Origin of the sequence: Phytobacter sp. SCO41 (genome assembly GCF_003073275.1) — a bacterium.
GTDB classification, from domain to species: domain Bacteria; phylum Pseudomonadota; class Gammaproteobacteria; order Enterobacterales; family Enterobacteriaceae; genus Phytobacter; species Phytobacter diazotrophicus.
The window spans coordinates 3,685,641-3,711,622 of the sequence record NZ_CP027225.1; the positions used below are offsets into that span (position 1 = coordinate 3,685,641).

Below are 25,982 nucleotides of genomic sequence, written 5' to 3' on the forward strand. Positions count from 1 at the left end.
AATGGCTAATCGTCGAGCTGCAGTACACCATGTTCCAATGAATCGGAGTAGGCGATCAGACCTGTGTATTCCGGGATAATTTCACCATCATCGGATTCAAACTCCGGGATTGTTGCAGTGGTGATGGTGTATTGAGGCTGACCATCTTCTTTAGCAAAGGTTGCCAGTTCTTCAATCTGTTTCGCTGTAAGTACTACCGTCATACTTTCCTCTCCGGTTATCTAAGGCACTGCTCACGAACATACGCCTGCAGGCCTGTCAGTTGTTTGGTGACTGTTTCGATTCGCTCTCTGAGGGTGAAATAATCCCGTTCAGCGGTGTCAGTAAGTCGGGGGCCGGTTGCATCATCCATGCCGGGGGCGCTGGCCGTTCCGTTCTTTGGACAGGTTGCGTTGACGCGCAACCCACACTTACCAGTGCTAACGCAACGCTGCAGGTCTTCAAGCTGCTTTTTAGCATCTGCGAGTTCTCCGGTGTATTTCGCATCGAGCGTGGCAACTTCACGTTGGCGCGCTGTCATATCGTTAATGGTGTCGTTCGCCAGAGTCAGCGCGCTGGTTGCCTTATCGCGCTGCTCTTTGTAGTTCAGTGCATTGTCGCGGTAATGATTAACACCCCATCCCAGCGAGAAAATCAGCAGGATGATGGCAGTTGCAATAATGGCGGTTACGCGGCTCATTTCTGGCCCCATGTACAAACCTCACGCTCAACTTCACGGCGATTGATTAACCCCTGCCATTTACGACCACCAGCATAAATCCACTGACGCAGGCCATCGCAGGCCGCCTGGTAGTTCCCGGCGTTCAGGTGACGCAGAACAGCGGAACGCTCAAACGCCGTTACGCCAACGTTGTAGCTAAACGTGATAAGCGCTGCTTTCTGGTATTCACTAGCCGGGACTTTAACGGAGCGGTCAACAGTACGAGAAAAAGGTACCAGGTCTTTTTGCAACAGCGCGCGGCATTCAGCATCACTATACTTTTTACCCGGCTTGATATCGGGACCAGTGTGCCCGTAGCAGACGGTCAGTACGCCAGCAACATCGTAATAAGGTGCGTATTTCACCCCCTCCAGATCGGGGATCATCGTCCCGGCAATTGCCAGAGAACCAGCACCAGCCATTGCCAGTAATTTATTTCGTAACACCGGAGACATCGCCATTATTCACCCACCTTTTCCAGAGCGGAGACTGCAACCTGAACCGTCGCCGGACGTTCGCTGTGAGGCTTGTCTTTCACCTCATCGAGATAACTACTGAGCATCTGGGTCCGCTTTTCGTCCTCTTTACGTCGGCAGCGCGCATCAATCCGACCGTTCACGTATGACGCAAGAGAAATAACAACACCAATCAGGCCAAAGGCCATGTACACAACATCCTGTGTCGCCAGTCCTAAGCCAGCGGCAATTGTTGCCAGCCACGCGAAAAATTGCGTGACAATATTTCCGGGTTGGTCATTCATTTTCATGGTCTCTCACCTCGCTGGTTAGCGGGTGCTGTGCATAATAGAGAAGGTTCAGAAATGAGCAGCAGAGCCATCTCATCTGAATTTCTAAGTGAGTAAGTGATTTAAATCGAAGCAATTCCGTCAGATATTTGGGATAGTAATGTGATGCTTATAACAAAAACCGGGTGTGTCATGAGAGATGAAGACTGGGTTATCGGGAGGGCTGTCTTTGACATCCTCCTGTCAGGATCAGAACAACAAATAACCAAAGAATTGCTGATTGAACGTCTGACCCAGAAGTATCTGGATATTTATGAAAACAGTGCGTTGGTAGAAGACGTTTTGCTCTATGAATCCGCACTAAGGATAGTGAAGGATTCGTATTCATAAACAGCACAGCAAAGCAAAAAAAAAGCCTGCTCGGACGAACAGGCCTGAATCAGGTAAAGCATTTTTGTTTTCGGTGCCGGGTGCCTCCCGGTGAAACGTCGACTGGCTGCAACGTTCCGCATGCATATAAACTCAAGGACCGCCTGTAACGCCCCGCCGCACAGGGGGATTCACCACGCTGATAATTCAATTTTTTCAGTCACATAACGTCAAGTTTTTGCTGTTTGCACTTGCATTATGATGACTTTTACAATAACTCCTGCACACAACCCCATTCCTTCTCTTTGTTAAAACCGTAGCTCACACAAGTGGTGATTTTGTCCATTCGATACATACTCCATCGTGTTTAGGAAGTGCCGTGTATTTGATGGGATTTTCAGGTTAATTATGTCTGGCTGGAAGGTAGCGAACATAAATGATATTGGCTTGGTGTGGAATCCGATTCACTACGTATGAATCTTCTTGTGTCCATGTGAGGTTAGAACCCAACTCATTAATTACTCTAAAGTTTATGGACAAAACGCCGATAGTTATCCGTTAATATTACAGGAGGTAGTCATGGCGGATGTGATTTTTGTTTTCCCTAAAGGTGTAATTCAAAGAAAAGAGTACCTTTTAAAAAGCCTTAAGGTGGATTACGAAATCTGGACTGATACACCAGATACAGACACTGTAGCTCTTAATTGCGTTGGTTGTTGGGATGAGAGCGATTTTGAAGAACTTACCAGCGCGCTAAGGCTGGTAATCTGTCAAAGTGAAAATTTAGTAACGGATTCAGATAAAGAAGGCACTTACATTTTTACCCGAATGCAGAATCTTTGAAAAAAAAGCCTGCACGGAGAAGTACAGGCTCAAGCGACTTTTCGCACAACTTATTTTTATATGTGGTGCCGGGTGCCTCCCGGTGAAACGTCAACTGGTCACAACGTTCCGCATGCGTATGCATATATAAACTCACCAGTAATGCCCCGCCGCACAGGGGGATTCACCGCTTGAATAATGTAATTTTTTCATTCACATAACGTCAAGCTTTTGGTTTCGGTCACCGGAGCCATCACAACGAAACCAGAAAAAGAAACATCAAGGCGCACAAAGAAAGCATCCTCTGTACAATCGCACGTTAGTTTGGTAATGAGCCGCTTGAATACGAAAAGGTCATCGGAAGCAAGCCTTCCATGTCATCAAATTTCATTCGTCATAAATAGCACGTATTTCTGACACAGTCTGGTTAAACCTGTCGGCTTCGATTTCAACTCCTATTGCATTTCTCCCGTGCTTTAGCGCCTGCTTTATTGTTGAACCTGAACCCATGAAAAAATCTGCAACGACTTCGCCAGGTTTGCTGCTGGCGAGGATGATTTGCTCCAGCATTTCAGCGGGTTTTTCGCATGGGTGTTTGCCGGGGTAATATTGTACCGGCTTGTGAGTCCATACGTCCGTGTAAGGCACAAAAGCGGTGACGGAAAAGAAGCGGCGCAGCTCTTGAAACTCCTGACGGAGACTTTCGTACTCCCGGCTTAATTCAGCGTATGAGGCAGACAAAGCGCTATGTGATGAAGGCAATTTCACGTCCTCATTTTTTTGCTCTGCAACCTCGGCGAATAGCGCCTGGAGTTTTGCATAATCAGATTCACTGGGTAATTGCCACTGGCTGTTACTAAACCAGTGGGATGCCATGCTTTTCTTTCCAGTGGCCTCCGCTATTTGCTGCGCCGTTATCCCAAGCGATTGCCGGGCCTGCTGAAAGTATTCGATCAGCGGTGACATCACTTGCTGTTTCATGGCTGCTAACTGTTTGTCATAACCCGTACTTTTGGGTTTGCATGGCCCCTGTAAGTGCTCAGCAAATAATATTCTCTCAGTGGCAGGAAAGTACGCTCGCAGGCTTTCCTTGTTACAACCATTCCAGCGGCCAGATGGTTTTGCCCAGATAATGTGGTTGAGAAGGTTAAAACGCGAGCGCATTAACAACTCAGTGTCTGCTGCCAGTCGATGGCCGCAAAACAAATAAATACTGCCAGCAGGTTTCAACACCCTCCAGAACTCAGCCAAACACTTATCAAGCCATGCCAAGTAGTCAGAATCGCCCGACCACTGATGGTCCCAGCCCTGTGGCTTCACTTTAAAATAAGGTGGGTCGGTGACGATCAGATCGACAGAGTTGTCAGGAAGGGTGGCAATAAAGTCCAGGCAATCGCCGTTATACAAAACAGAACTGGATATATTTACAGTGTTTTTCATAGATCAGTAAGCTTAACTCTGGTAGGCTCACTATGCTTTTGCGCTAAAGCAGTGGGCCAGGGTTCGCTTGTGATCTCAACCATGAGCGAATGGCTGGTGTGGTGCTACAACACCCACCAGCCGCCCATTTCCACAGCAGGAATACCCCCATTACTGGAGGCGTTTGTAACATCCAAATTGATAATCTGACAGCCCAGCCAAAACCAACTGAGTGAGAATTAACTGACAGCGTTCCCGGCTAAGGTGTGTTATTTGTGCCATCTCACCTGCGGTCAGTGGTTTCACCCCTAACTCTTTGAATACCGCCCTCGCATCAACCGTCATATCTTTCTGATTTAGCACCTTTTTTACCTCTTCAACTCAACGTTGCATAGAGATAACTCTGGTTGTTCAGGACAGCAAGAGGTCTTTGCGAGGGCAATAAAAAACCCGCTCGGTGGCGGGTTTCTTTACTCTGAACATACAATGCCCATCATTGATGTCAAATATACACAAAAACGGCAACATTGCAAGCATCGTGCAGCTAAATTACGCGATATTCATTAAATTATCGTTTCCTGTAACGCGCTTAAGTTGAGAGTTTGAATAGCTCTCTTCCTGAAAGCATTTTGACACCAGCTTTTCATAGAACGGTTTCCAGCTATAGCGCCAGGTGCGATCAGGGAGGCTTGGCAACTCAGAGAAAATGCCACGGTAAGCCACAGACGATTTCGGGCGGCTGTAGCCTCTCCCCTCGCATCGCTTGCATTCTTTGTACACGGGCACCCCCTGAAACTCTGTCGCTTTGCGATCAAGGGTTTTACCCGTTCCACCACACTGGCAGCGCTTACTAATCTTCCCGGTTCCATGACACTTGCTGCAGAGGACATGCTCAACGCTTTTGACTTCGCGGGTTTTCACAAAATCAGAGGGGGATTGCCCAAGGTCTTTAGCCCACTGAGGCAGGCGCATTGTGTAGTGGCTCTTTGTAACCACACTGGCCTTTTCCACCAGGCGTTTACCGTGGCACGTCGGGCAGTCATAAGAGTCAGCAGCAGAGGATGCATAATCGTTATAGGCAAACTTAGCCAGTATGAGCATACACAACGGGAATTTTTTACCGCACAACCGCCGAACGGTGAAAGGCGCGCACTCTTTGGCGTACTCAGAGAGCCAGGCAATCGCCGCCTCTTTGTCTTGCTTACTCACACCAGCTTTGCCCAGGTACATTGCCAGACCAATTCCCGCGTCGGCCTGAGTCATCCCCAGCGCAGCCATTACATCAGTTACTGTTAATTGCTCAGTTGCCGTAGCGCGAACGCTATCGGAAATATGCATGCCCTTTGGTGCGAAAAATTTAACAACATTATCCAGGTCCATACGTGTCTCCACTCCACTACGCCAGCGCGCCAATGGCAAATGCGTAGTCTATAAAACGAAACAGCAGCGTTAGCTGACTGCCATATTTGGCTTCGAAAGCCACAGGGTCCCGATGAAGTTCGTCGTGGTGCGCTCTGCACAGCGGCAACACGAATAAATCATGGGCTTTGGTTCCCATCCCTCCTTGTCCATGTCCAATAACGTGGTGTGGGTCGTCTGCCGGGTTACTGCAGCATGCACATTGCTGCGCTTTAACCCAGCGGGTGTATGTGGGGTTTTCCCAGCGGCGGCGCTTCGGGCGCAGCATGAAGGATTCCGGCGTCTCAGGGTCCACCTTTAGCGCCAGCACACGCTTTGCTGTTTCCTGCACAATCTCAGAGGGTCCGCGCGTTGGCACAATGTCGGCCTCTCTGGTTACTGACTGAATGACGGGTTTAGGCAAACGCAGCACCTGACGCGCTGCGGTTTCCGGTATCGCATCAGCCAGGCCATTGCGGGCCAGCCACCAGCAAAGCTCGGGCAGTGTCAGTGAATGGGTGTCATCGAACCCCAGCTCGCGGCGAACCGCTGTGAGGATGTATGCGGCACAGTTCGCCAGCGCGATGACTTCCATGGCGCTGGAATGCTGGTTACGTAGCAGGTTGTCACAGTGCCAGCACAAACGAATAACGCCAGGGGCGTGGCGCATGGTTGTAATGTTTTCAGCGTGCCAGGATTCATGCGGCCACTGACAGGAGTTTTCACGAAGCAACCAGTCCTCAAGCCCAGAAAGGCCACCAGCACGACGTAACACAGCCTCGTTAACAAATACCGAATGTAATGCCGGGTCTTCTGCCAGCGGCTGCTCTGCTGGTGGGATTTCTCCGCTGGGCACATCAGCAAGACGCTCTGGCTCATTCTCGATCAACATGCGGCCCCGGTGAAAATGAGGCAGTAGCTGAGAGCCAGGGCGAAACGCCACCAGCCCCAGTTCTGGAATGACTACCGGCTTGAGTAATGCCCTCACGCAGTTACCCCCGAATAGACCGAAATTGTTATTTCTACCTTGCCACCACTGATTACCGGCCCCCACTCCACGAGCATGCGCTTTACCTGGCTGTCGTCTTCCCAAACTCCGGCATGTGTCAGCGCATCAAACAGCCCTTTGGTATAGTTGTCGATGTCCCGGCGGCGGTTGTCTGGCGGGTACAGCAGAATTTCCACAGCACACAATGAGCTGGACGGTTTAGGCAGTCGGCGAAGTTGCTCAATGATTGCGGCGCAAGCGTCACTCTGGAAACGCCTACCTGCTTCACTGATCATGTGCCTGCCTTTCAATGACCCTTTGTTCGGAGCGCGCCAGTAGGTGTTTACGCTCGGTGGGAATGGCAGGGTTAGCTTCATGCATGTACCTCGCCAGCCTGAGTTAGAGTGGACGCATACTCACGAATATGGGTGCGGATCAGGCGAATGTTTTCGCGGCTCGTCTCAGGCAATGACCCCAGGGCGCTGATGAATGCCGGGGTTGTCATCCCGTGTTCCGTTACGGCTTCAATTCCCGCTCTTACTAACCGTTCTTGCAGATCATCGCGAACAGATGAGTCTGCCAAGGATAGTTTGTTCAGCCAGTCACTTACCGCAATCTCAAGTCTTTTCGCAGCTATCAATGATTCTGCGACTAAAATTGTATCTGCCGTTACCGTCACAACTGTCGGCTTTGATACCGTGTCAGCGGCCCAGGTGTGCGCGAACTTTGATTCATTGAATGAATACTCATCCTTGTTCCCGAACGCAGCGCGTACACATGCCCATGTCTCTACACCGCTTCTGCTTAGGATGTCTTCTTGTGTCAGTGGTAACTCACTCTCAACGCGAGCTACAGGCAAAGGAACGTTTTCAGCTAAGGCTTCTTTGACGATTGGTTTCGGAATAATTTCTGGAATATTTTGTTGTTGGATTTGGGGTAGCATTCGTAATGCTTCACGGCGAATTTGTGCCATGAATGCATCACCACGCGCTTCCAGATCCTTACGGCTGATATAACTGGTTGCGGGGCCATTCCAGTTTTTATCGAACACAGCGACAGCACCTGCAAAGAACGCGCCGCTTGGTACCTGCTTTTCATCCTTTGGAATAAACCATTTCGGCACATCAAAACCAATGCGACCGCGTATGAATGCGATGTGATCAGCGTTTTCAGGCCACCAGACCTCACTTGTCGCGGCTTTGATCAGGATGACATAACGTCCGCCCTTTTCCCGCATCGCCATGGTGTGATCGACAATGTGGCGCATCCCGGTGATATACACATCGTCATGCTGCATTGCGCGGCTGTATGGTGGGTTAGCAAATGCCGCTCCGTTCAGTTCAGCCAGGCGCTCTGACCAGTCATGCGTCAGTGCGTTGTCTTCTGCTGTATAGAAATCAGGGCATTTTGAATTCTCCCCATCCGTGAACAGATCAAGCACTAATGGGCCAAACATGGCGTTAATACCCCAAAAGATATTGTCGGGGGTACACCACTGATCGCCAATCTCTTTAAGCTCATGAGAGGCTTTGCCACGAAGTTCATTCAGTGCCTGAGTGTATTTATTAGTCATAAGTCACCATTGAATCGGCCAGCCAAATCATAAAACCGCTCAGAGCTTCTCGCTCTGGTGCCCCAGGTCAGGCACTTCCGTTTGCGGCGTAGACACTGCTCCCGCTCGGTGATGCTCTGTGACGCATCAAAAGCCTCTGCCCATACCGTTGCGGCACGCAGGTAGAGCCCCTTTTGCTCCAGTTCCCCGGCCTGCTTGATTAGCGCTTTAGCGTGGCGTGTCTCCTGCAACGGCTTAACGTCTGATTCGATACGGGACTCATTGAACGCGTATAGAAATTTGTTCTTCTCTCCGCTGCGTGTTGTGTATCCGGCGTCGTACAGGCGATATGCAGCACGCTGAACGGCTGGGCGCGGATACTGGGGAAACGCGTCACAAATTTCAGCAGCGCTGGAGCCAGGGGCCGTTTTGATATATTCCAGAATTTCAGCAACCAGGCTCATGAGCGGAACCCCGCGTTATCAGGGAGTGAGTAATCAACCTGGCTGTGGGTTGACTTGAATGCCGCGTCGTCTTTGACCCATCGCCCCTTGACGCATTTCGGCCTGCCGCTGGCGTGCCATTTGCTGGCCTTCTCGAAATACTCGACGCAGTTTTCTGGACCAAAGAGCGTGCTGGGGCGCAGGTAGTCACTCATCTTCGAGTCATCGGCCCACTTAGCCGTGAGGTAATCAACCACCAGCATGAGGTCTTCGGCGCTGTAGTTGTCGGCCAGACGACCACGGATGTAACCGAGGGTAGTTTTGGTGCGACCGCCCCTGCCGTATGACGAGTTAGTTACCCGATTGAAATGCTCAAGAACCTGAGCGGCAGGATCGGACTGCTCGTCGGGTTGCGCAGCAACCGGACAAGAGGGTTTTATATCCTGTGTAATCTCCTGAGTATTCTCTGTGTAATCTCCTGTATGAAAGTTTGTGGGATTCCCACTGGCTTGTTCGTGGGGTTCCACCATTCTTGTTTGCGGCGCTTCCACATTCTTGTTTGCGGTATTGCCACATTCTTGTTTGCGGGATTGCACCAATCCAGATTGCGGTGTTTCCACATTCTGGATACTCCGCATTCTGGTTTTATCCTGGCTAACCTTCTTCGCGGGCTTTGTTGTCTCTACCAGCAGGGCTTCAAGCCGCTCTGTGTTGATGCGGTAATGCATGGTTGCAGGCACACCGCGAAGGTCCTCCTCAAGTACACCGAGCGCAATAAGACGCTTACGCGCAGTCTCCTGCTCGTCGCGGGTCAGAGCGGTCTCACTTGTTATATTGGCTTGGGTTTTGTACATCCAGCCGCCATCCATACGGTTGTGCCAGTAAACCATCTGGGAGAGAAATACCGCCGCAACCGGACCAGCCTTGACCTTCCCGACCTTAAGCTTGGCAAAGGCGGGGTTATACGCAATTGGGCGATCAAGTAGTTGAATTATGGTGCTCAATCCCGGCCTCCCTGCAATAGATGCTTGCCAGTGAACCCCATAGCTAGGAGTATGAGAGTGGAATGAACAAGAACTAAAACAACACAGCAAAAATGAGGAGATGCAAAGTGATCTACCAACTTTTGGCTACCAGTCGCAGCAGAGATGTCCTTTACGACGTAACCATCAACGACCAAAACGGAAAACTCGAAATAGAATGCAATTGTATGGCTGGTGAAATGGGTGCGATGTGCAAACACCGTATTGCAGTTATTACCGGTAAATATGCGAATATCATCGATATTAACGACCCAGAAAACGCCGACGCCGAATTGGCAACTGCACTCATTTCTCAATATGGTGTTACAGAACAATACGTTGCGCTGGCCAAAGAACTCGAAGACCTGAAAAAGAGATTTAAGGCTGAGGAACAAGCCATTAAATTGAGGATCGATGCTCTGGCAGGCTAAGTTCTCAGTTGAATTTTTTTTCATTAAATTAGCTCTCATCCCTGGCCTCTATCTCATTGAAATCGCGCCGAAACTCTTTGATAGGGCTAAAGCATTCGCCGTGTTCATAGTTTTCGCGAAGATAGATAACTCGCCGGGTCTCTGGCTCCCAGCGGATAACGTGGACGGGTATACCCCTTCTGTCTCTGAACCATCGGTTAAGGACGCGCATAAACGTTTTGCCCTCCGGTAGTAGACACCCACGACGCCAGCCGCTCGGCTGTGGTTACATGCAACCCAGCGGTTTGATACTCTGCGCTCATACCGAAACAGCGGAACACCCGGAGTCGGGATCATCCTCAGTTGCGGTAAACGGTTTTTTACCGTTACACTGTTCATGCGTTAGTTCTCCACACGATTGCTATGCGCCACGACGCCAGGAGCTGCACACTCGCTGGCGTCACCCTTTTCAGGCGCGCAAAAAACCCGGTACAGAAGCGTTAAATGCTCCTGCCACTTCGCCATAACCTGATAACTGTTCTCTTCAATTCGCTCGCGTTCGTCAGCATCGATAACCCCGTCAGCCGTCGCTATACGGACGTACTGAGAGTGCTCGCTGATCCATTCAATCGTTTCCATCAGGCGCTGATTGATATCCGCGTTATCAACATCCTCAATAGCCACCAGCGGAACGTTGACACTGTTTGACTGGCGAGAAACGGCATCGGCGATATGTTTGGTACCGCTTGCCTGTTGAAGGACCATCGCCCACCCCATCGGGAATATCTGATCACCACCAGCACGAAGCCGGTTAAAAAGCGCATCCTCAGTAACACCCAGCCATTCAGCGGCTTCTGCGTATCCGCCAGGTAGCGCGGCGATCGTCTTTTTGATTGCAACCACCATCCACGCTGGTTGTTTATCTACTTGCCAGTGATTACCCACGGTTAACTCCTTGAATCTGTGGTTTCTGTCTGGATGTCCTATTGCTAGATTTCTCGTAAAGCTCAGGATGAAATGGCAGTTTTCCATCAGTGCGATATGCAGCCTCAGCGGCTCTTCCTTTTGGAATTAATCGACCCGGTCGATTGCGCCATTGGTAAACGGCCTCGCTGCTGATGTCGAAAAAGGCGGCAACTTTTTCAGCGCTACCAAAGTAGTTTTCAATGTCATCGGTTGTCATAACACCCCCATCACTAAGTTTTATTAGATATTAAATACCAATCTTTCTTTGGTCAATAAAAACTAAGATTAGTTAGTTTTATTTCGAAGAAGTGATAAAAAAATGGAAACAGTAGGTCAGCGAATCAGAGGATTAAGGAAGGTCACAAAAACATCACAGAAAGAGCTAGGTAAGTTCTGTGGCGTAAGTGATGTTGCGGTCGGCTATTGGGAAAAAGATATTAACGTTCCTGGCGGCGAAGCTTTGGGAAAGCTTGCAAAGTTCTTCAATACATCAATTGACTACATACTTTATGGTACTGAATTCGAAGATAAGTTGATAACAAGCATGAGGCGCGTTCCTGTACTCTCGTGGGTGCAGGCAGGGCATTTCACAGAAACAAAGCCATCTGAAATTATCAGCGAAGCCGAACGTTGGGTAGAAACGTCGCTGCGTGTTAGCGAGAATGCATTTGCTCTGGATGTCCAGGGAGATTCAATGACAAATCCCAATGGCCTGCCAACCATTCCGCAGGGGGCTACAGTAATTGTCGATCCTGATGCTGAACCTATTAATGGTAAAATAGTGGTTGCAAGGCTTGATGGTACAAACGAAGCCACGGTAAAAAAACTGGTAATTGATGGTCATCAGAAATTTCTTGTCCCCCTTAATCCGCGTTATCCGAACATTCCAATCAATGGCAACTGCATAATCATTGGTGTAGTCAAAGGCGTTCAGTACGAAATCTAAGTATCCCTTCCCATTCAAACACTGAACTAAGAAAAGTTTGGTTTTTCCACTTGACCATAAAACTAAGTTAAGTTAGATTTCATTCATCAACAGCGAACAGGCTGGACGCCCACGAAGTAGCCGCCGATGGCGTACGAATAATCGGATGATTCGCTGACAGGTATCTTTGGGAGGGGTTAAGTACTGGCTGACTACCAGGCACTAAGGATCACTTGGTGAATACGTCCCCCGACCAACCCTCGGGGCATCAGGAAGAAATGACGTAGGGGCCGCTGACCAGTCATCAGCACCCCGCCCGAAGATACCTTGTTATTGCCAAAAGATCGCTGGAACGCGATAGCGGTGTAGTCATTAGCGGCATCTGATCTTATTTTCCCGTGAGGGTGCCGCATTTTTTTTACACAACACACAAGAGCATCACCGCAGCGACGGCTCATAACCCAATCGCTACGGGCGGCACTCACCGCAGGTGCTCTTTTGTGTTGTGTGGAGAACTAACGGCGGTTGCAGCCGCCCTTCTGAGGGTTAACCGATGGAAAATGAACGTTTGACCAATATCCCCGATTTCTTCGGGGAACTGGACGGCGGTGTGTTTGAAAACAAACTTGCCGCAGCACTGAATGAAGTCGCCCTGGGTGTTTTGAATAACGGGCAAAAAGGCAAAGTGCAGGTCACCTTTGACCTGTCTCGCCTGAGCAATTCACTGGAAGAGAAGCGCGTGACCATCCAGCACCGCCTTTCTTTCACCAAGCCTACCCCGCGCGGTAAGTCTTCCGAGGAAGACACAACCGAAACCCCGATGTACGTCAATCGCGGCGGCAAACTCACTGTGCTGCAGGAAGATCAGGGCCAGTTGTTCACGCTGGGCGGTGATCCTGCTGCGAAGCTCGCTAAATAAATCCATCAAGTTCGACTTTATCTCTTAGCAAAGGAAACCAGTTTATGTCGCAGCAAGTAGACAACACAGCCATCAGCCAGATCCGCGATATGGTGCTGAGCCAGTTCATTGAAGAAAAGTTAGCGGGCGCTGATTGCCCCGCAGTCGTCCTGCCAAAAGACGTTTCAGTTGAATCCATTGAACGTCTGCATACTGAGCGCTTCCGTTTCCGTGGCAAGCTGGACACCTCCAGCATTGATGACTTCGTTCGCTACTCTACCGGCTATGCAGCAGAAGGCACTCGCTGCTTTATCAGCACCGATAAAATGAGCGCTTCCTCGGTCTTTAACCTGGGCACCATTACCAACCCCGGCCATGCGGATAATAAAGCGGTTCTGACCCTAAAACGCACCGCTCCATTCACTGCGCTTCTTTCTATCAACGGTGACCGTAACGACCAGAAAACCCTGGCTGAATGGCTGGAAGACTGGTCTGATTTTGTGACTGGCTTTGATACTGACGGCGCGGTAATTGACGCTAAAAAAGCAGCGGCGGCTATTCGCAAGATCACCATTGAAGCAATCAAGAGCGCTGAGTACGAAGATCAGGATTTCAGCGGTCGTCGTTCAGTTATGGAAAGCGTTGAAGCCAGAACCAAAGACATTATGCCTGTGGCCTTTGAGTTCAAGTGTGTGCCGTATGAAGGTCTGGCCGAGCGCCGCTTTAAAGTGCGTATGAGCATCCTCGCCAGCAATCAGCCGCTGCTGGTTCTCCGTATTACTCAGCTCGAAGCCTATGAAGAAGAAATGGCGGTAGAGTTCCGTGATCTGCTCGTTGAGAAATTCACCGACAGCAAAGTAGAAACTTATATCGGCGTCTTTAACGCCTAATTACGCTGCTGCAAATGCCCCTGCGGGGGCATTTATGGAAGCGAAATTAATTTAATTAATCGCCACTGGCGAGGGTTTCTTACAACCAAAAAACAGCGCGGTGCAGCGTGCACATACTATGGAGAACTAACGATGAGAATGACTAAAGAGCAGTTGCTGGTTGCCGCTCGCACAGCGGCAAAATATCTCCCTGCGGCGTCAGCCGATATTATGACCGAACTGGCTAACCGTCTGGACGTCACCAGCGTGGCGTTAAGCGAATCGCTGGAGCAGTGTAAGAAACTTGCTAAGGCATTAACTGTGATTGCCAATTCTGAGCAGCATGAAGGCGATACTGTTGTTTGTGATTTTTCTTCGCTGGTTTCAGTTGCTTCTGGAGCGTTGCGCGAGCACTACAACAGCGAATGTCATTCAGACTTGAATGAGGCCACCAGCAATGGCTAATTCATTCAAACTCATGTCCCGTTCTGGCGTTATAAAACGTGCTGATACAGGGATGTTTATCAGCCTGAACGATATTCACGTCAAAGAAGGTTTTAACAAGCGCGACGACGACGAACGCACTCGCCTGGCTGATGATGCTCTGTATGAGTACCTCATGAACGGTGGCACGGTGCCACCTCTGGAAGTCACGGCCCGTGATGAAGGTGGTGTGTGGGTTGTTGAAGGTCACCGCCGCCGTCGCTGCTATGAACGCTGTAAAGCCGCTGGCAAACCCGTTGATCGCATTCATATCGTTCCTTTTGTGGGCAATGATGTTGAGCGCCTGGCTCGTGTCATGACCAGTAATAACCAGTTGCCCCTCACCCCGCTGGAACAGGCGCAGGTAATTAAGGAACTGGCTACAACTTTCAACCTGACCACTCATGAAATAGCGAAGCTTGTTCACAAGTCGGTCCCTACGGTTGAGAAGTTACTGACCCTCGCCACTGCTAACCATGATGTTCAGCAGATTGTTAAAAATGGCGAAGTTTCCGTAGGCATTGCGGTTGAGCGTGTTAGGGAGCATGGCGAGAACGCCGGGAAAGTTCTTGAACAGGATCGCGCTGTCGCCGCCGCTGCTGGCAAAAAGAAAATCACAAAAAAACTCATCGCCCCGGAGGTCAGCGTTAAAAGCGCCCGCCGCCTCGTCGAACTGATCAGCCTGGCTGGTATTGATGATAACGGTGTAGTCACTCTGGAAGGTCTCGCGCTGGCAGAGGTGCTGGCGATTGTCGAAGAATACAAGGCTATTCCAGCACGGCGGGAGAAAACAGCATGAGCATATCACGAACTTTTCAAATTACATGGGATGAACCTGGTTGCCCTGTGCGTCAAACGCGACGCCTGGTATGGGGTCACATAGTTGCCGCAGTATTGAAGGGGGGATGAGGTGGTTATGCAGACAATTATTCAGGTGGAACCGAACGAATGGGTTACCGAGCAACTGCTGATTGCGGTTACTGGGATGAAGCCAGGCACTATCGCTCGGGCGCGTAAAAACTCCTGGCTTCTTGGACGGGAATACAAGCACGTTTCACCAGATGGTGAACCGAAACCCACCAGCGAATGCATGTATAACCGCAAGGCGGTTGATGCATGGATTGCTGCACAAAAACAACCAGTCTGGTGATCGAAGCACATGAAACGGGTAAGCTTAAGGTGCTCCTGGACGTCGGGAGGGATATATGAGTAAAGCATCATACCCAACGGGCGTTGAGAATCATGGCGGTTCGCTCCGCATATGGTTCAAATATAATGGTAAGCGAGTCAGGGAAAACCTCGGCGTTCCTGATACCGCTAAAAACCGGAAGGTTGCCGGAGATCTGCGAACGTCGGTCTGCTTCTCTATTCGCATGGGAAAGTTTGACTATGCAAAGCAGTTTCCGGATTCACCCAACCTTGCCCGCTTCGGGCAATCCGGAAAGGAAATCACGGTGAAAGAACTCGCCGATAAGTGGGTGGAGCTGAAAAGAATGGAGATCAGCACAAATACCATGAGTCGCTACGAGTCAATTATCAAGAATATGCTCCCCCGCCTGGGGGGAAGAAAACTTGTATCAGCGGTAACAACCGAAGATTTGCTGTTCATTCGGAAAGATCTACTGACTGGTTACCAGGTCATGAAGAAGGGATACCGCACACCGGTTAAGGGAAGAAAAGCGCCTTCCGTAAACAACTACATGACTCTTATGTCTGGAATTTTTCAGTTTGCGCAGGATAACGGATATCTAAAGCAAAACCCGTTTAGCGGAATTAACAGGCTAAAGAAGGCTAAAGCCGATCCAGATCCACTCAGCCGCGATGAATTTATCAGGTTTATAGAGGCATGCCGACACCAGCAATTGAAGAATTTATGGTCGCTGGCGATTTATACAGGCATGAGGCATGGGGAGCTGTGTGGGCTTGCGTGGGAGGACATTGATTTGAAAGCCGGTACGTTAACGGTCAAGCGCAATCACACCCAAACTGATGAGTTCACCCTGCCAAAAACCGAGGCGGGAACTGACAGGGTGATTTTTCTCATCAAGCCAGCAATCGAAGCCCTTAAAAGTCAGGCCGAACTAACACGCCTGGGCAGACAGTATGAGATTGAAGTGAAGTTACGGGAATATGGCCGGTCAGTCATTCACCCCTGCACCTTTGTTTTCAGTCCTCAGTGTACCCGGCGTGGTGTTCATACAGGATATCACTATGCGGTGAACTCCATTAATAAAATCTGGGCCTCGGTCATTAAACGTGCGGGGATCCGTTACCGTAATGCATACCAGTCACGACATACCTATGCATGCTGGTCGTTGTCTGCCGGAGCCAACCCAAGCTTTATAGCAACCCAAATGGGACACGCTAACGCTCAGATGGTCTTTAAGGTCTACGGAAAATGGATGTCAGAAAGCAGTGCTGAGCAAGTGTCTATACTAAACCAGAAGTTGTCAGAGTTTGCCCCATCCATGCCCCAAGGGGCTGTATGCGGTTAGTAACGTATTTCAAATTCAAGTAGTTAGCGCGACATGTTATACATTTTAGTAACACGCGGCACGAAATGCCCTCGACCCGTTTTGCGCCTTATGGTGTGATCGGGGTTCAATAAATCAATAAACAAGGTATACTCCAGCGGTTTCCACCTGCTTTGTTTATTGTACTAAACGCTCCTGTGAGAGGATGCTACGGCGTACCATGACACGACTCGCTACCCCTGCTCTGCAGACGCTGCTGGATACTGATGCCTACAAATTGCATATGCAACAGGCGGTGTTCCATCACTATTACGATGTGCATGTCACCGCGGAGTTTCGCTGCCGAGGCGACGACCTTCTGGGCATTTATGCCAGCGCAATTCGCGAAGAAATTGACGCGATGCAACATCTGCGCCTGCAGGAAGACGAATACCAGTGGCTGTCCGGCCTCCCCTTCTTCAAAGCGGATTACCTGCAGTGGTTACGTAATTTCCGTTATGACCCGTCGCAAGTGACTGTCATTAATGATAATGGCAAGTTGAACATTCGTATGTCCGGGCCATGGCGTGAAGTCATCATGTGGGAAGTGCCGCTACTGGCGGTAATTAGCGAACTAGTGCATCGCTGCCGCTCTCCACAAGTGGGTGTTCAGCAGGCCCTGCTACATCTTGAAACGAAACTGGCAGATTTTGCTACCCGCACCGCAGAGCTGGATATGTCAGGCTTCCGTCTGATGGATTTCGGCACGCGCCGCCGTTTCTCGCGCGATGTACAGTACGCTATCGTGGAACGTCTCAAACAAGAACCGTGGTTTATTGGCACCAGTAATTACGATCTGGCGCGCCGTCTGTCGCTTACGCCAATGGGAACTCAGGCGCACGAATGGTTTCAGGCGCATCAGCAAATCAGCCCGGATCTGGCGACCAGTCAGCGTGCTGCGCTGGCCGCGTGGCTGGAAGAGTACCCGGAGCAACTTGGTATTGCCCTGACAGACTGCATTACCATGGATGCCTTCCTGCGTGATTTCGGGCCGGTGTTTGCACAACGTTACCAGGGGCTGCGCCATGACTCGGGCGACCCGGTGGAATGGGGTGAAAAAGCCATCGCCCATTATGAAAAGCTCGGCATCGACCCGTTATCGAAGACGCTGATTTTCTCAGACAATCTTGATCTGAATAAAGCACTGGATCTCTACCGCCACTTCGCCTCCCGCATCAAACTGGGCTTCGGTATTGGCACGCGGCTGACCTGCGACATTCCACATGTGAAGCCGTTGAATATCGTCATCAAGCTGGTTGAGTGTAACGGCAAACCGGTGGCGAAGTTGTCTGATAGCCCCGGAAAAACGATTTGTCACGACAAAGCGTTTGTGCGTGCGTTACGCAAAGCGTTTGACCTGCCGCAGGTTAAAAAGGCCAGTTAATCCCTGTTAATAAGCGTCCTTATCGGGACGCTTTTTTTCGTGGCGAACATTCGCGATATGGCCAATATAAAAAGCAATACCGCGCGCTATTTTCTCTTCTCCGCTCAGTATCTCAGCGTTAGCAAAAGATTAATTTCCGAAATCCCCCTTTTCGCTGCGAATTCTACTTGTCTGATGGCGCTCGCCAGGTAACATAGGTATTCCCCCTTTGTGGGCGGACAAACGATGATCTTTTCCAGACAATTAACAGAGAGAATATTATGAGCGTTGTGCCTGTAGCCGACGTACTCCAGGGCCGCGTTACCGTTGACCAAGAAGTCACCGTGCGCGGATGGGTACGTACCCGCCGAGATTCAAAAGCTGGCATCTCCTTCCTCGCCGTTTATGACGGCTCCTGCTTTGATCCTGTACAGGCTGTCATTAATAATTCTCTGCCCAATTACAATGAAGAAGTTCTTCATCTGACCACCGGCTGCTCCGTTGTTGTCACTGGCAAAGTGGTGGAGTCCCCTGGTGAAGGCCAGAGCTTCGAGCTGCAGGCGACTCAGGTAGAAGTCACCGGCTGGGTTGAAGACCCGGACACTTACCCGATGGCGGCGAAACGCCACAGCATCGAGTATTTGCGTGAAGTGGCGCACCTGCGTCCGCGTACCAACCTGATTGGCGCTGTCGCCCGTGTTCGTCATACGCTGGCGCAGGCGCTGCACCGCTTCTTTGATGAGCAGGGTTTCTTCTGGGTTTCCACGCCGCTGATTACCGCATCTGACACCGAAGGTGCGGGTGAAATGTTCCGCGTTTCCACGCTGGATCTGGAAAACCTGCCGCGTAACGATCAGGGTAAAGTCGATTTCGACAAAGATTTCTTTGGTAAAGAGTCTTTCCTGACCGTATCGGGCCAGTTGAACGGCGAAACTTATGCCTGCGCGCTGTCCAAAATCTACACTTTTGGGCCAACGTTCCGCGCGGAAAACTCCAACACCAGCCGTCACCTGGCGGAATTCTGGATGCTGGAGCCGGAAGTGGCATTTGCCGATCTGGAAGATAACGCCCGTCTGGCGGAAGCGATGCTGAAATATGCCTTCAACGCAGTTCTGACTGAGCGTATGGATGACATGAAGTTCTTCGCTGAACGCGTTGATAAAGATGCAATTGCCCGTCTGGAGCGTTTTGTTGCGGCTGATTTCGCGCAAGTGGACTACACCGACGCCGTGACCATTCTTGAAAATTGCGGTGAGAAGTTTGAAAACCCGGTTTACTGGGGCGTTGACCTCTCTTCCGAGCATGAACGCTACCTGGCCGAGAAACACTTTAAAGCACCGGTCGTTGTGAAAAACTACCCGAAAGACATTAAGGCTTTCTATATGCGCCTTAACGATGACGGTAAAACCGTAGCAGCGATGGATGTTCTGGCGCCGGGCATTGGTGAAATCATCGGCGGCTCACAGCGTGAAGAGCGTCTGGATGTGCTGGATGCGCGTATGGCTGAAATGGGTCTTAATAAAGAAGACTACTGGTGGTATCGCGATCTGCGCCGTTATGGCACCGTACCTCACTCAGGTTTCGGACTGGGCTTTGAGCGTCTGATCGCTTATGTCACCGGCGTGCAAAACGTACGTGATGTTATCCCGTTCCCCCGCACACCTCGTAGCGCCACGTTTTAATGATAAAAGCCAGCATATGCTGGCTTTTTTTGCTCTTCATTATTCCTTCACCCTAACCGGGGCATCCTGGCCCGGTTAACGCTTCCCTATCTTTATCGGCGTTTTATCTGTGAAATACTTCTGAACAAAAAATAAAGCACACTTATATTGTGGGTTAGTTTTATCTCATCTGATAGCACGTCTGGATAAAAATTGCGCAGCTTTCCAGACGGCTAAAAAGGTCGGTGAGAAAAAGCAGAATGACAATGGTTCCTGTACAAGATTCACCCTTATCTCAATTAAACATAAGCAATTCATATATATAGTTATGAGGCAGTTGTTTTTGACAACGATCGCTCCCGAACTTTGAGGTGGTTCACAAAGTTCCTTAAAATACATAAATTCTTACACATAATTGCTTTTTGTAACCTCTTTAAGACATTTGTAGCACTTTCAGGCTAGCGAAACGATTATATGAATGGAAAGATGCCTCTCAGACACAGAAAGACACCAAACTCTCATCAATAGTTCCGTAAATTTTTATTGACGGAATTTATTGGCGGCAGTGGCAGGTGTACAAAAAAACCAATGAGGGTAATAAATAATGATGAAGCGCAATATCCTGGCAGTGGTTATCCCTGCCCTGCTGGTAGCTGGTGCAGCTAACGCTGCAGAAGTTTACAACAAAAACGGCAACAAACTGGACCTGTACGGTAAAGTTGTTGGTGAGCACGGCTTCACCACTTCTGGCGATAACACCTCTAACAAAGATTCTTCCTACGGCCAGATCGGCTTCAAAGGCGAGACTCAGGTAAACAGCGATGTTACCGGTTACGGCCAGTGGGAATACCGTGCTAAAGCGGGCGAAGCAGAAGGCAACCAGACTAACGTAACTCGTCTGGCTTTCGCTGGTATCAAAGTTGCTAACGCTGGTTCTCTGGACTACGGCCGTAACTACGGCGTGGTTTACGATGTAGAATCCTACACCGATATGGCTCCGTCCTTCTCTGGCGAAACCTGGGGTGGTGGTTACACCGACAACTACATGACCAGCCGTTCTACTGGCCTGCTGACCTATCGTAACAGCAACTTCTTCGGTCTGGTTGATGGCCTGAGCTTCGCTGTTCAATACCAGGGTAAAAACGATCGTACTAACCTGAACCAGGCTAATGGCGACGGTGTTGGTTACTCCCTGGGTTACGACTTCGGTTCTGGTTTCGGCGCAACTGCTGCATACAGCAACGCAAACCGTACTGTTGGTCAAAAAGTTGACGGTAAAGGCGACAAAGCCGAAGCATGGGCAGTTGGCGCTAAATACGATGCAAACAACATCTACCTGGCAACTGTTTACGCTGAAACCCGTAACATGAGCATTCTGGACGGCGACGCAACGACTATCGCTACCGGTTACAACGTTGCTAACAAAACTCAGAACTTCGAAGTTATCGCTCAGTACCAGTTCGACTTCGGTCTGCGTCCGTCCGTTTCTTACGTTCAGTCCAAAGGCAAAGAGCTGGGCGCTGGCGTGAAAAACGACCTGGCTAAATACGTTACTGTTGGCGCGTACTACTACTTCAACAAAAACTTCAACGTATACGGCGACTACCGTATCAACCTGCTGGATAAAGAAGACACGACTTACTCCTGGGTTGGCACTGCAGACCAGGCTACTGTTGGTGTAACTTACCAGTTCTAATCAGCACACCTCGTTATTATATGCGTGAAAAACAGGGCTTCGGCCCTGTTTTTTTATTGTCTCGCCGCCAAAAAGACTAACTTCTAAAAAGACGCACGCTTTTTATCGCAAACGGTTGGCAATTGTCACATCAACCGTTAACCTGATAGCGGATCTCCCTTCTGTCATCATAATGGAACCTCGTCATGTTTGAGAATATTACCGCTGCCCCTGCTGACCCTATTCTGGGTTTGGCCGATCTGTTTCGCGCCGATGAACGTCCTGGCAAAATCAACCTTGGTATTGGTGTCTATAAAGACGAAACCGGGAAAACGCCGGTACTGACCAGCGTTAAAAAAGCGGAGCAGTATCTGCTGGAAAACGAAAACACAAAAAATTACCTCGGCATCGACGGTATTCCTGAGTTTGGTCGTTGCACGCAGGAACTGCTATTCGGCAAAGGCAGCGCGATTATTAATGACAAACGTGCGCGCACCGCGCAGACCCCGGGCGGTACGGGTGGCCTGCGTGTTGCCGCTGATTTCCTGGCGAAAAACACCTCAGCAAAACGTATTTGGGTAAGTAATCCAAGCTGGCCGAACCATAAAGGCGTGTTTAACTCCGCCGGCCTTGAAGTGTGTGATTACGCCTATTATGACGCGCAAAACCACGCGCTGGATTTCGACGGCATGGTTGCAAGTCTCGAAGCCGCGCAAGCGGGTGATATCGTACTGTTCCACGGTTGCTGTCATAACCCGACCGGTATCGATCCGACGCTTGAGCAGTGGGAGACACTGGCCAAATTATCCATTGAAAAAGGCTGGCTGCCGCTGTTCGATTTTGCCTATCAGGGTTTCGCCCGCGGTCTGGAAGAAGACGCAGAAGGTCTGCGCGCCTTTGCCGCGCTGCATAAAGAATTGATCATCGCCAGCTCCTTCTCGAAAAACTTCGGTCTGTACAATGAACGTGTCGGTGCCTGTACGCTGGTGGCCGCGGACCAGGAGACAGCAGACCGTGCATTCAGCCAGATGAAGTCAACCATCCGCGCTAACTACTCTAACCCGCCGGCTCATGGTGCCTCCGTTGTGGCAACGATCCTGAGCAACGATGCGCTGCGTGCCATCTGGGAACAAGAATTGACAGACATGCGCCAGCGCATTCAGCGTATGCGTCTGCTGTTTGTAAATACCCTGCAAGAAAAAGGGGCGGATCGCGATTTCAGCTTTATCACCCGTCAGAACGGCATGTTCTCTTTTAGCGGCCTGACCAAAGAGCAGGTGCTCCGTCTGCGTGAAGAGTTCGCTGTCTACGCGGTTGCATCAGGACGTATTAACGTTGCGGGCATGACACCGGATAACATGTCGCCGCTGTGTGAAGCTATCGTCGCGGTGTTATAAACGACAATAGATAATAAAAAAGGTCGCAAATGCGACCTTTTTTGTTTTACCAGACCGGCAGCTCATCCTGCAGGAAAGGGTTATGTAGCCGCTCGTTGCCAAGCGTGGACATCGGGCCGTGACCAGGAATAAAGGTCACATCATCCCCCAGAGGCAACAGTTTGGTTTTGATGGCATCAATCAACTGCCCATGATTGCCTTTCGGGAAATCACTGCGCCCTACGCCGCCTTTAAAGATAACGTCGCCGGACACCAACAGCCGGGATTGCGCATCAAAGAAAACCACGTGTCCTGGCGTATGCCCAGGGCAATGCAAAACATCCAGTCTCACATTGCCTACGCTCACCGTGTCGCCTTCGTTTAACCAACGATCCGGCGTCAGCGGCTGGCAGTCATCCAGACCAAACATACGACTTTGGGCGGGTAGCCCTTGCAGCCAGAACTCATCTTCTTTTTCCGGACCAATCACTGGCACGCCATAGTGCTGCGCCAGCTCGGCAGCCGCACCAACATGATCAAGATGACCATGGGTAAGCAGTATTTGCGTTAACGTCACGCCGGAGGCTGCAACTTCCTGTTTGATGCGTTCAGCATCGCCACCGGGATCCACTATTGCTGCCAGCCGGGTTTGCTCACACCAGACTAACGAGCAGTTCTGGGAGAAGGCGGTAACCGGAATAATACGATAGTTCATACTGCTCCTGTCTCTTTTAACTGAGTTTTACCAGTGCCGTAGCGGCCCGGTATCAATATGCACAAAGTTGCTGCTGGGGTAATATCCTACACCACCTGCACGCATAGATAACGCAGCTTTGCGAATATTGCTCAGAGAAATCCCTTCGATATGGAAATCCATCGCCTGTCCTTTGGTGTGATAGCTTTTTTTGGCAACACCAGAACTGTGAGCCCGGAGTTCGTTATTCGTGTCGACAGAACGGTATCCCGAGACCAGTTGCACCGGTTTGCTTGTTCCTAACAAACCTTGCAGGCGATAAAGTTGATCAAACAGTCGTGGATCGATGGTTTTAATTTTATTCGCGCGATAATCACGGAAAAAATGGTTGAGCTTTGCTAATTCATCCTGAATATAGCCCCGGCCATCGAAAAACTGCGCCTTAATTGTTTCTCCAGTATGGAGATTATTCAGCGTTAAAATACGCGGACGTGGGGTGGAAAGGGTTGCAAATGCTTGTTGAGGTAAGATGGCTGCACCAAGGGCAATACCACCTAACGCCAACAATTTGCGGCGATTAGCGTCAAATTTGTCCATGATAATCAGGTCTGCAAGATAACAAAGTGATCGTAATTTATGCACTTTTATTGCGCACGAAAGGCACCTTACCGGGCAAAAACGTCTGCGTCAAGGTAGCCAAACCCCAGCAAAGACGGGCCTTACAGCAGATCCGGCCCGTTTTCGCTAATTATTACGACAATGTTATTTCCCGAACTGCTTCATTTACCTGATTAATTGTTCGGCTTTCGCCAGGATTTGTGCGCCAGATCGCGCCGTCAGATCATAATTGTAAATATCTGTACGATATTGGGTACGACCATCTTCGCCAACAAATGCGGTCAAATAATAAAGATTCACCGGTATATTTTGACGGATATTAACGTAACGGGTATCTCCTTGTTTTAATGCATCGGAAATCCGCGTGTCGTTCCATCCCGCATCCTGTAATAGCATATTGGCAAGCTCAGAGGCTTTATTCACCCTCACACAGCCTGAGCTCAACGCTCGCGCATCTTTCTGGAAAAGATTATGGTTGGGTGTGTCATGAAGATAGATAGCGTCAGAACTCGGCATATTGAACTTATAGCGGCCGAGCGAGTTTTGCGCGCCCGGCGCCTGCTGGAAGCGGAAAGGCAGATTAGATGGCGTGATGGTTGCCCAATCCACCATCGTCGGGTCAATAGCCTCTTTACTGTTCCAGCCACGCAGCACGGTATAACCATGCCGTTCCAGATAGCCCGGGTCATTCCATACTTTCGGTAGAATGTCTTTGCGTGCCAGCGTCGGTGGTACGTTCCACGGCGGGTTAACCACCACGTTATTCAGCGCACTGCTCATCATCGGCGTTTTGCGATCCGGTCGCCCGACAATCACGCGGGAGGCCAGCACCTGGTTGCCGTTCAGATAATAGACCAGCGAATATTCCGGGATGTTAACCATAATCCCCGTGGAGAGTTTACCCGGCAGCAAACGCAGACGCTGAATGTTCAGCGCCAGAACCCCGGCGCGCTGGGCTGGGGTTACATTCAACCAGTCGCGGGTCGACTGCCCAATCACGCCGTCGGCATGCAGCCCCTGAGCGGCCTGGAAGCGTTTGACTGCGGCAACTAACTGGCGGTCATAGTCGCTGCTGAGCGTACTTGCTGGTTTCGCTTTTTTGGTCAACTGCGCCGTTGTTGTTCCCGCCGTATCAACCGCGATGGCAGACGGGCTGACGACGCTGCTCGTTGCATCATCGCCGGGCAGCGCGATTTTCGGTGCATCATCCATCATGCCGCTACGTTGCAGGATTTCACGCAGCGCGGGTACATCCCTGCTCTTCTGTCCGGGACGCAGTGAAACGGTACTGGTCAACTGCGGCCACGGTGAATTGTCTGCCACCAGCGTCAGTAAAGACTGATGCATCGCAGCATACTGCGGATGATGAGGTGCAAGGGTTTCGATAAATTGCGGCAGGTTGCCTTTATCCAACGCTAATTGCCACTGATTGATTACCGACAGCGGCGGTGTTTCCAGCGTGTAAGGTTTACTGCTGTAGAGCCAGCGGTTGCCTTTCACCGGAATACCGGCGACGAAATGCAGATACCCCATCATGGCGTCCGATAAGACCAAATCCCGCGCCATTCCTGAGATATTCGGATCGGTCAACAGCCCAACCCAGGTCGTGAATTGCGGCTGGAAACCGGCAATCGCGACTTCGGCGAGTTGTTGCTGGAAAGCCTGAACGGCATCACGATTATCCCACATCGGCTTCATTTCACGCGCGGCATACAACGCGGAAAGCGAATCCATGTAGACCGGTGTCCAGTTAGCAGGCAAGAGTGCCTGCAATGCGCTACGCGCGTTAGCAGGCGCATCTGCTGCCGGATAAGGCTGCAAGCCTGCCATCATTGCCGTCGCAGGCGACTGTTCCAGCGGCTGCGATAATGCCGTGGGTTGATCGCCAAGCGTCGCGGAACTGTCAACCGGTACCACCTCAGGCTCATCGGCCAGGGCCTGAGCGCTAAACAGCGGAGCAAATGCGAATGCCAGACATAAACTCAATGTCGACATCCGACGACCATACGATTTCTTAAGCAACATCCCTTGCCCCCTGTTTCTTCATTACACTCACAATGCTCTTTCTATCAG

General features: G+C 50.4%; 32 protein-coding genes. 14 read left to right on the forward strand and 18 right to left on the reverse strand.

Going from position 1 to position 25,982, the window contains the following annotated elements; all coding sequences use genetic code 11:
- Nucleotides 1-5: 5 nt before the first annotated feature.
- The 4 genes from C5523_RS18040 to C5523_RS18055 are packed head-to-tail and all read right to left on the reverse strand — an operon-like array spanning nucleotide 6 to nucleotide 1,466.
- Nucleotides 6-203 (reverse strand): hypothetical protein, encoded by a 198-nt coding sequence (locus C5523_RS18040; protein ID WP_108701708.1) that lies wholly within the window; start codon nucleotides 201-203, stop codon nucleotides 6-8.
- A gap of 14 nt (nucleotides 204-217) precedes the next feature.
- Nucleotides 218-679: a lysis protein gene (locus C5523_RS27915; protein WP_108701709.1), complete on the reverse strand. Its 462-nt coding sequence runs from the start codon at nucleotides 677-679 to the stop codon at nucleotides 218-220.
- Nucleotides 676-1,155 (reverse strand): lysozyme, encoded by a 480-nt coding sequence (locus C5523_RS18050; protein WP_108702354.1) that lies wholly within the window; start codon nucleotides 1,153-1,155, stop codon nucleotides 676-678. Before C5523_RS18050 ends, C5523_RS27915 begins: the two co-directional genes overlap by 4 nt.
- Nucleotides 1,156-1,160: 5 nt before the next feature.
- On the reverse strand, nucleotides 1,161-1,466 hold the full coding sequence (locus C5523_RS18055; RefSeq protein ID WP_108701710.1) for a hypothetical protein: 306 nt from the start codon (nucleotides 1,464-1,466) through the stop codon (nucleotides 1,161-1,163).
- A gap of 171 nt (nucleotides 1,467-1,637) precedes the next feature.
- Here C5523_RS18055 and C5523_RS18060 point away from each other — a divergent pair, with 171 nt between their 5' ends.
- Together C5523_RS18060 and C5523_RS18065 are read left to right on the forward strand one after the other, a co-directional pair.
- Nucleotides 1,638-1,835: a hypothetical protein gene (locus tag C5523_RS18060; RefSeq protein ID WP_108701711.1), complete on the forward strand. Its 198-nt coding sequence runs from the start codon at nucleotides 1,638-1,640 to the stop codon at nucleotides 1,833-1,835.
- Nucleotides 1,836-2,393: 558 nt separating this feature from the next.
- Nucleotides 2,394-2,657 (forward strand): hypothetical protein, encoded by a 264-nt coding sequence (locus C5523_RS18065; RefSeq protein WP_108701712.1) that lies wholly within the window; start codon nucleotides 2,394-2,396, stop codon nucleotides 2,655-2,657.
- A 366-nt stretch (nucleotides 2,658-3,023) separates the two neighbouring features.
- Here the strand turns inward: C5523_RS18065 and C5523_RS18070 are convergent, their stop codons facing one another.
- From C5523_RS18070 to C5523_RS18105, 8 genes are all read right to left on the reverse strand, one after another.
- On the reverse strand, nucleotides 3,024-4,076 hold the full coding sequence (locus C5523_RS18070) for a site-specific DNA-methyltransferase (RefSeq protein WP_108701713.1): 1,053 nt from the start codon (nucleotides 4,074-4,076) through the stop codon (nucleotides 3,024-3,026).
- A gap of 150 nt (nucleotides 4,077-4,226) precedes the next feature.
- On the reverse strand, nucleotides 4,227-4,418 hold the full coding sequence (locus C5523_RS27800) for a TrmB family transcriptional regulator (RefSeq protein WP_108701714.1): 192 nt from the start codon (nucleotides 4,416-4,418) through the stop codon (nucleotides 4,227-4,229).
- A 186-nt stretch (nucleotides 4,419-4,604) separates the two neighbouring features.
- Nucleotides 4,605-5,435, reverse strand: a complete 831-nt coding sequence (locus C5523_RS18080) for an antitermination protein (protein ID WP_108701715.1) — start codon at nucleotides 5,433-5,435, stop codon at nucleotides 4,605-4,607.
- Between the two features lie 16 nt (nucleotides 5,436-5,451).
- Nucleotides 5,452-6,441, reverse strand: a complete 990-nt coding sequence (locus tag C5523_RS18085) for a DUF968 domain-containing protein (RefSeq protein WP_108701716.1) — start codon at nucleotides 6,439-6,441, stop codon at nucleotides 5,452-5,454.
- On the reverse strand, nucleotides 6,438-6,818 hold the full coding sequence (locus tag C5523_RS18090; protein WP_108701717.1) for a RusA family crossover junction endodeoxyribonuclease: 381 nt from the start codon (nucleotides 6,816-6,818) through the stop codon (nucleotides 6,438-6,440). Before C5523_RS18090 ends, C5523_RS18085 begins: the two co-directional genes overlap by 4 nt.
- Nucleotides 6,815-8,014: a phage N-6-adenine-methyltransferase gene (locus tag C5523_RS18095; RefSeq protein WP_108701718.1), complete on the reverse strand. Its 1,200-nt coding sequence runs from the start codon at nucleotides 8,012-8,014 to the stop codon at nucleotides 6,815-6,817. The genes C5523_RS18090 and C5523_RS18095 overlap by 4 nt, the downstream gene beginning before the upstream one ends.
- Entirely contained in the window at nucleotides 8,011-8,457 is a 447-nt protein-coding gene (locus tag C5523_RS18100) for an ANR family transcriptional regulator (protein ID WP_108701719.1), read from the reverse strand. Before C5523_RS18100 ends, C5523_RS18095 begins: the two co-directional genes overlap by 4 nt.
- On the reverse strand, nucleotides 8,454-9,440 hold the full coding sequence (locus C5523_RS18105) for a conserved phage C-terminal domain-containing protein (protein WP_223878725.1): 987 nt from the start codon (nucleotides 9,438-9,440) through the stop codon (nucleotides 8,454-8,456). The genes C5523_RS18100 and C5523_RS18105 overlap by 4 nt, the downstream gene beginning before the upstream one ends.
- Before the next feature lie 107 nt (nucleotides 9,441-9,547).
- On the opposite strand from C5523_RS18105, the gene C5523_RS18110 reads away from it, so the two are divergent.
- On the forward strand, nucleotides 9,548-9,889 hold the full coding sequence (locus C5523_RS18110) for an SWIM zinc finger family protein (protein ID WP_085007676.1): 342 nt from the start codon (nucleotides 9,548-9,550) through the stop codon (nucleotides 9,887-9,889).
- A 28-nt stretch (nucleotides 9,890-9,917) separates the two neighbouring features.
- On the opposite strand, the gene C5523_RS18115 is transcribed toward C5523_RS18110, so the two are convergent.
- From C5523_RS18115 to C5523_RS18125, 3 genes are all read right to left on the reverse strand, one after another.
- Nucleotides 9,918-10,100, reverse strand: a complete 183-nt coding sequence (locus C5523_RS18115; RefSeq protein WP_108701720.1) for a DUF4222 domain-containing protein — start codon at nucleotides 10,098-10,100, stop codon at nucleotides 9,918-9,920.
- 170 nt (nucleotides 10,101-10,270) lie between these two features.
- Nucleotides 10,271-10,813: a YmfL family putative regulatory protein gene (locus C5523_RS18120; RefSeq protein WP_079498681.1), complete on the reverse strand. Its 543-nt coding sequence runs from the start codon at nucleotides 10,811-10,813 to the stop codon at nucleotides 10,271-10,273.
- Nucleotides 10,806-11,051, reverse strand: a complete 246-nt coding sequence (locus C5523_RS18125) for a Cro/CI family transcriptional regulator (RefSeq protein WP_090089211.1) — start codon at nucleotides 11,049-11,051, stop codon at nucleotides 10,806-10,808. The genes C5523_RS18120 and C5523_RS18125 overlap by 8 nt, the downstream gene beginning before the upstream one ends.
- 102 nt (nucleotides 11,052-11,153) lie before the next feature.
- On the opposite strand from C5523_RS18125, the gene C5523_RS18130 reads away from it, so the two are divergent.
- From C5523_RS18130 to C5523_RS18185, 11 genes are all read left to right on the forward strand, one after another.
- Nucleotides 11,154-11,780, forward strand: coding sequence for a LexA family transcriptional regulator (locus C5523_RS18130; protein WP_108701721.1), 627 nt, complete (start codon nucleotides 11,154-11,156; stop codon nucleotides 11,778-11,780).
- Nucleotides 11,781-12,312: 532 nt separating this feature from the next.
- Nucleotides 12,313-12,678 (forward strand): hypothetical protein, encoded by a 366-nt coding sequence (locus tag C5523_RS18135; RefSeq protein ID WP_079497841.1) that lies wholly within the window; start codon nucleotides 12,313-12,315, stop codon nucleotides 12,676-12,678.
- Between the two features lie 44 nt (nucleotides 12,679-12,722).
- Entirely contained in the window at nucleotides 12,723-13,547 is an 825-nt protein-coding gene (locus tag C5523_RS18140) for a YfdQ family protein (protein ID WP_108701722.1), read from the forward strand.
- Nucleotides 13,548-13,679: 132 nt separating this feature from the next.
- Nucleotides 13,680-13,991, forward strand: coding sequence for a hypothetical protein (locus tag C5523_RS18145; RefSeq protein WP_108701723.1), 312 nt, complete (start codon nucleotides 13,680-13,682; stop codon nucleotides 13,989-13,991).
- Nucleotides 13,984-14,808: a chromosome partitioning protein ParB gene (locus tag C5523_RS18150; RefSeq protein WP_108701724.1), complete on the forward strand. Its 825-nt coding sequence runs from the start codon at nucleotides 13,984-13,986 to the stop codon at nucleotides 14,806-14,808. The genes C5523_RS18145 and C5523_RS18150 overlap by 8 nt, the downstream gene beginning before the upstream one ends.
- Nucleotides 14,809-14,925: 117 nt before the next feature.
- Complete coding sequence (locus C5523_RS18155) at nucleotides 14,926-15,159, forward strand: excisionase family protein (RefSeq protein WP_108701725.1); 234 nt, start codon at nucleotides 14,926-14,928, stop codon at nucleotides 15,157-15,159.
- A gap of 55 nt (nucleotides 15,160-15,214) precedes the next feature.
- Nucleotides 15,215-16,504 (forward strand): site-specific integrase, encoded by a 1,290-nt coding sequence (locus C5523_RS18160; RefSeq protein ID WP_108701726.1) that lies wholly within the window; start codon nucleotides 15,215-15,217, stop codon nucleotides 16,502-16,504.
- A 199-nt stretch (nucleotides 16,505-16,703) separates the two neighbouring features.
- On the forward strand, nucleotides 16,704-17,906 hold the full coding sequence (pncB, locus tag C5523_RS18165) for a nicotinate phosphoribosyltransferase (RefSeq protein WP_108701727.1): 1,203 nt from the start codon (nucleotides 16,704-16,706) through the stop codon (nucleotides 17,904-17,906).
- Nucleotides 17,907-18,166: 260 nt separating this feature from the next.
- Nucleotides 18,167-19,567: an asparagine--tRNA ligase gene (asnS, locus tag C5523_RS18170; protein WP_039078567.1), complete on the forward strand. Its 1,401-nt coding sequence runs from the start codon at nucleotides 18,167-18,169 to the stop codon at nucleotides 19,565-19,567.
- 583 nt (nucleotides 19,568-20,150) lie between these two features.
- Nucleotides 20,151-21,242 carry a porin gene (locus tag C5523_RS18175; RefSeq protein ID WP_079496811.1) on the forward strand — a complete coding sequence of 364 codons (1,092 nt, stop codon included), beginning with the start codon at nucleotides 20,151-20,153 and terminating at the stop codon, nucleotides 21,240-21,242.
- Nucleotides 21,243-21,427: 185 nt separating this feature from the next.
- Nucleotides 21,428-22,618 carry an amino acid aminotransferase gene (locus tag C5523_RS18185; RefSeq protein ID WP_039078565.1) on the forward strand — a complete coding sequence of 397 codons (1,191 nt, stop codon included), beginning with the start codon at nucleotides 21,428-21,430 and terminating at the stop codon, nucleotides 22,616-22,618.
- Between the two features lie 46 nt (nucleotides 22,619-22,664).
- On the opposite strand, the gene C5523_RS18190 is transcribed toward C5523_RS18185, so the two are convergent.
- The 3 genes from C5523_RS18190 to ldtD all read right to left on the reverse strand — a co-directional run bounded on the left by C5523_RS18190 (nucleotide 22,665) and on the right by ldtD (nucleotide 25,934).
- Nucleotides 22,665-23,312 carry an MBL fold metallo-hydrolase gene (locus C5523_RS18190; protein ID WP_039078564.1) on the reverse strand — a complete coding sequence of 216 codons (648 nt, stop codon included), beginning with the start codon at nucleotides 23,310-23,312 and terminating at the stop codon, nucleotides 22,665-22,667.
- A 27-nt stretch (nucleotides 23,313-23,339) separates the two neighbouring features.
- Nucleotides 23,340-23,888 (reverse strand): YcbK family protein, encoded by a 549-nt coding sequence (locus C5523_RS18195; RefSeq protein WP_039078563.1) that lies wholly within the window; start codon nucleotides 23,886-23,888, stop codon nucleotides 23,340-23,342.
- Nucleotides 23,889-24,074: 186 nt separating this feature from the next.
- On the reverse strand, nucleotides 24,075-25,934 hold the full coding sequence (ldtD, locus tag C5523_RS18205) for a L,D-transpeptidase (RefSeq protein ID WP_108701728.1): 1,860 nt from the start codon (nucleotides 25,932-25,934) through the stop codon (nucleotides 24,075-24,077).
- Nucleotides 25,935-25,982 lie beyond the last annotated feature (48 nt).

Bases quoted from the DNA above. Each gene is read 5' to 3' on its own strand.
- C5523_RS18040 (WP_108701708.1), bottom strand. From the start codon at position 203: ATGACGGTAGTACTTACAGCGAAACAGATTGAAGAACTGGCAACCTTT.
- C5523_RS27915 (WP_108701709.1), bottom strand. From the start codon at position 679: ATGAGCCGCGTAACCGCCATTATTGCAACTGCCATCATCCTGCTGATT.
- C5523_RS18050 (WP_108702354.1), bottom strand. From the start codon at position 1,155: ATGTCTCCGGTGTTACGAAATAAATTACTGGCAATGGCTGGTGCTGGT.
- C5523_RS18055 (WP_108701710.1), bottom strand. From the start codon at position 1,466: ATGAAAATGAATGACCAACCCGGAAATATTGTCACGCAATTTTTCGCG.
- C5523_RS18060 (WP_108701711.1), top strand. From the start codon at position 1,638: ATGAGAGATGAAGACTGGGTTATCGGGAGGGCTGTCTTTGACATCCTC.
- C5523_RS18065 (WP_108701712.1), top strand. From the start codon at position 2,394: ATGGCGGATGTGATTTTTGTTTTCCCTAAAGGTGTAATTCAAAGAAAA.
- C5523_RS18070 (WP_108701713.1), bottom strand. From the start codon at position 4,076: ATGAAAAACACTGTAAATATATCCAGTTCTGTTTTGTATAACGGCGAT.
- C5523_RS18080 (WP_108701715.1), bottom strand. From the start codon at position 5,435: ATGGACCTGGATAATGTTGTTAAATTTTTCGCACCAAAGGGCATGCAT.
- C5523_RS18090 (WP_108701717.1), bottom strand. From the start codon at position 6,818: ATGAAGCTAACCCTGCCATTCCCACCGAGCGTAAACACCTACTGGCGC.
- C5523_RS18095 (WP_108701718.1), bottom strand. From the start codon at position 8,014: ATGACTAATAAATACACTCAGGCACTGAATGAACTTCGTGGCAAAGCC.
- C5523_RS18100 (WP_108701719.1), bottom strand. From the start codon at position 8,457: ATGAGCCTGGTTGCTGAAATTCTGGAATATATCAAAACGGCCCCTGGC.
- C5523_RS18115 (WP_108701720.1), bottom strand. From the start codon at position 10,100: ATGCGCGTCCTTAACCGATGGTTCAGAGACAGAAGGGGTATACCCGTC.
- C5523_RS18125 (WP_090089211.1), bottom strand. From the start codon at position 11,051: ATGACAACCGATGACATTGAAAACTACTTTGGTAGCGCTGAAAAAGTT.
- C5523_RS18130 (WP_108701721.1), top strand. From the start codon at position 11,154: ATGGAAACAGTAGGTCAGCGAATCAGAGGATTAAGGAAGGTCACAAAA.
- C5523_RS18135 (WP_079497841.1), top strand. From the start codon at position 12,313: ATGGAAAATGAACGTTTGACCAATATCCCCGATTTCTTCGGGGAACTG.
- C5523_RS18140 (WP_108701722.1), top strand. From the start codon at position 12,723: ATGTCGCAGCAAGTAGACAACACAGCCATCAGCCAGATCCGCGATATG.
- C5523_RS18145 (WP_108701723.1), top strand. From the start codon at position 13,680: ATGAGAATGACTAAAGAGCAGTTGCTGGTTGCCGCTCGCACAGCGGCA.
- C5523_RS18150 (WP_108701724.1), top strand. From the start codon at position 13,984: ATGGCTAATTCATTCAAACTCATGTCCCGTTCTGGCGTTATAAAACGT.
- C5523_RS18155 (WP_108701725.1), top strand. From the start codon at position 14,926: ATGCAGACAATTATTCAGGTGGAACCGAACGAATGGGTTACCGAGCAA.
- C5523_RS18160 (WP_108701726.1), top strand. From the start codon at position 15,215: ATGAGTAAAGCATCATACCCAACGGGCGTTGAGAATCATGGCGGTTCG.
- pncB (WP_108701727.1), top strand. From the start codon at position 16,704: ATGACACGACTCGCTACCCCTGCTCTGCAGACGCTGCTGGATACTGAT.
- asnS (WP_039078567.1), top strand. From the start codon at position 18,167: ATGAGCGTTGTGCCTGTAGCCGACGTACTCCAGGGCCGCGTTACCGTT.
- C5523_RS18175 (WP_079496811.1), top strand. From the start codon at position 20,151: ATGATGAAGCGCAATATCCTGGCAGTGGTTATCCCTGCCCTGCTGGTA.
- C5523_RS18185 (WP_039078565.1), top strand. From the start codon at position 21,428: ATGTTTGAGAATATTACCGCTGCCCCTGCTGACCCTATTCTGGGTTTG.
- C5523_RS18190 (WP_039078564.1), bottom strand. From the start codon at position 23,312: ATGAACTATCGTATTATTCCGGTTACCGCCTTCTCCCAGAACTGCTCG.
- C5523_RS18195 (WP_039078563.1), bottom strand. From the start codon at position 23,888: ATGGACAAATTTGACGCTAATCGCCGCAAATTGTTGGCGTTAGGTGGT.
- ldtD (WP_108701728.1), bottom strand. From the start codon at position 25,934: ATGTTGCTTAAGAAATCGTATGGTCGTCGGATGTCGACATTGAGTTTA.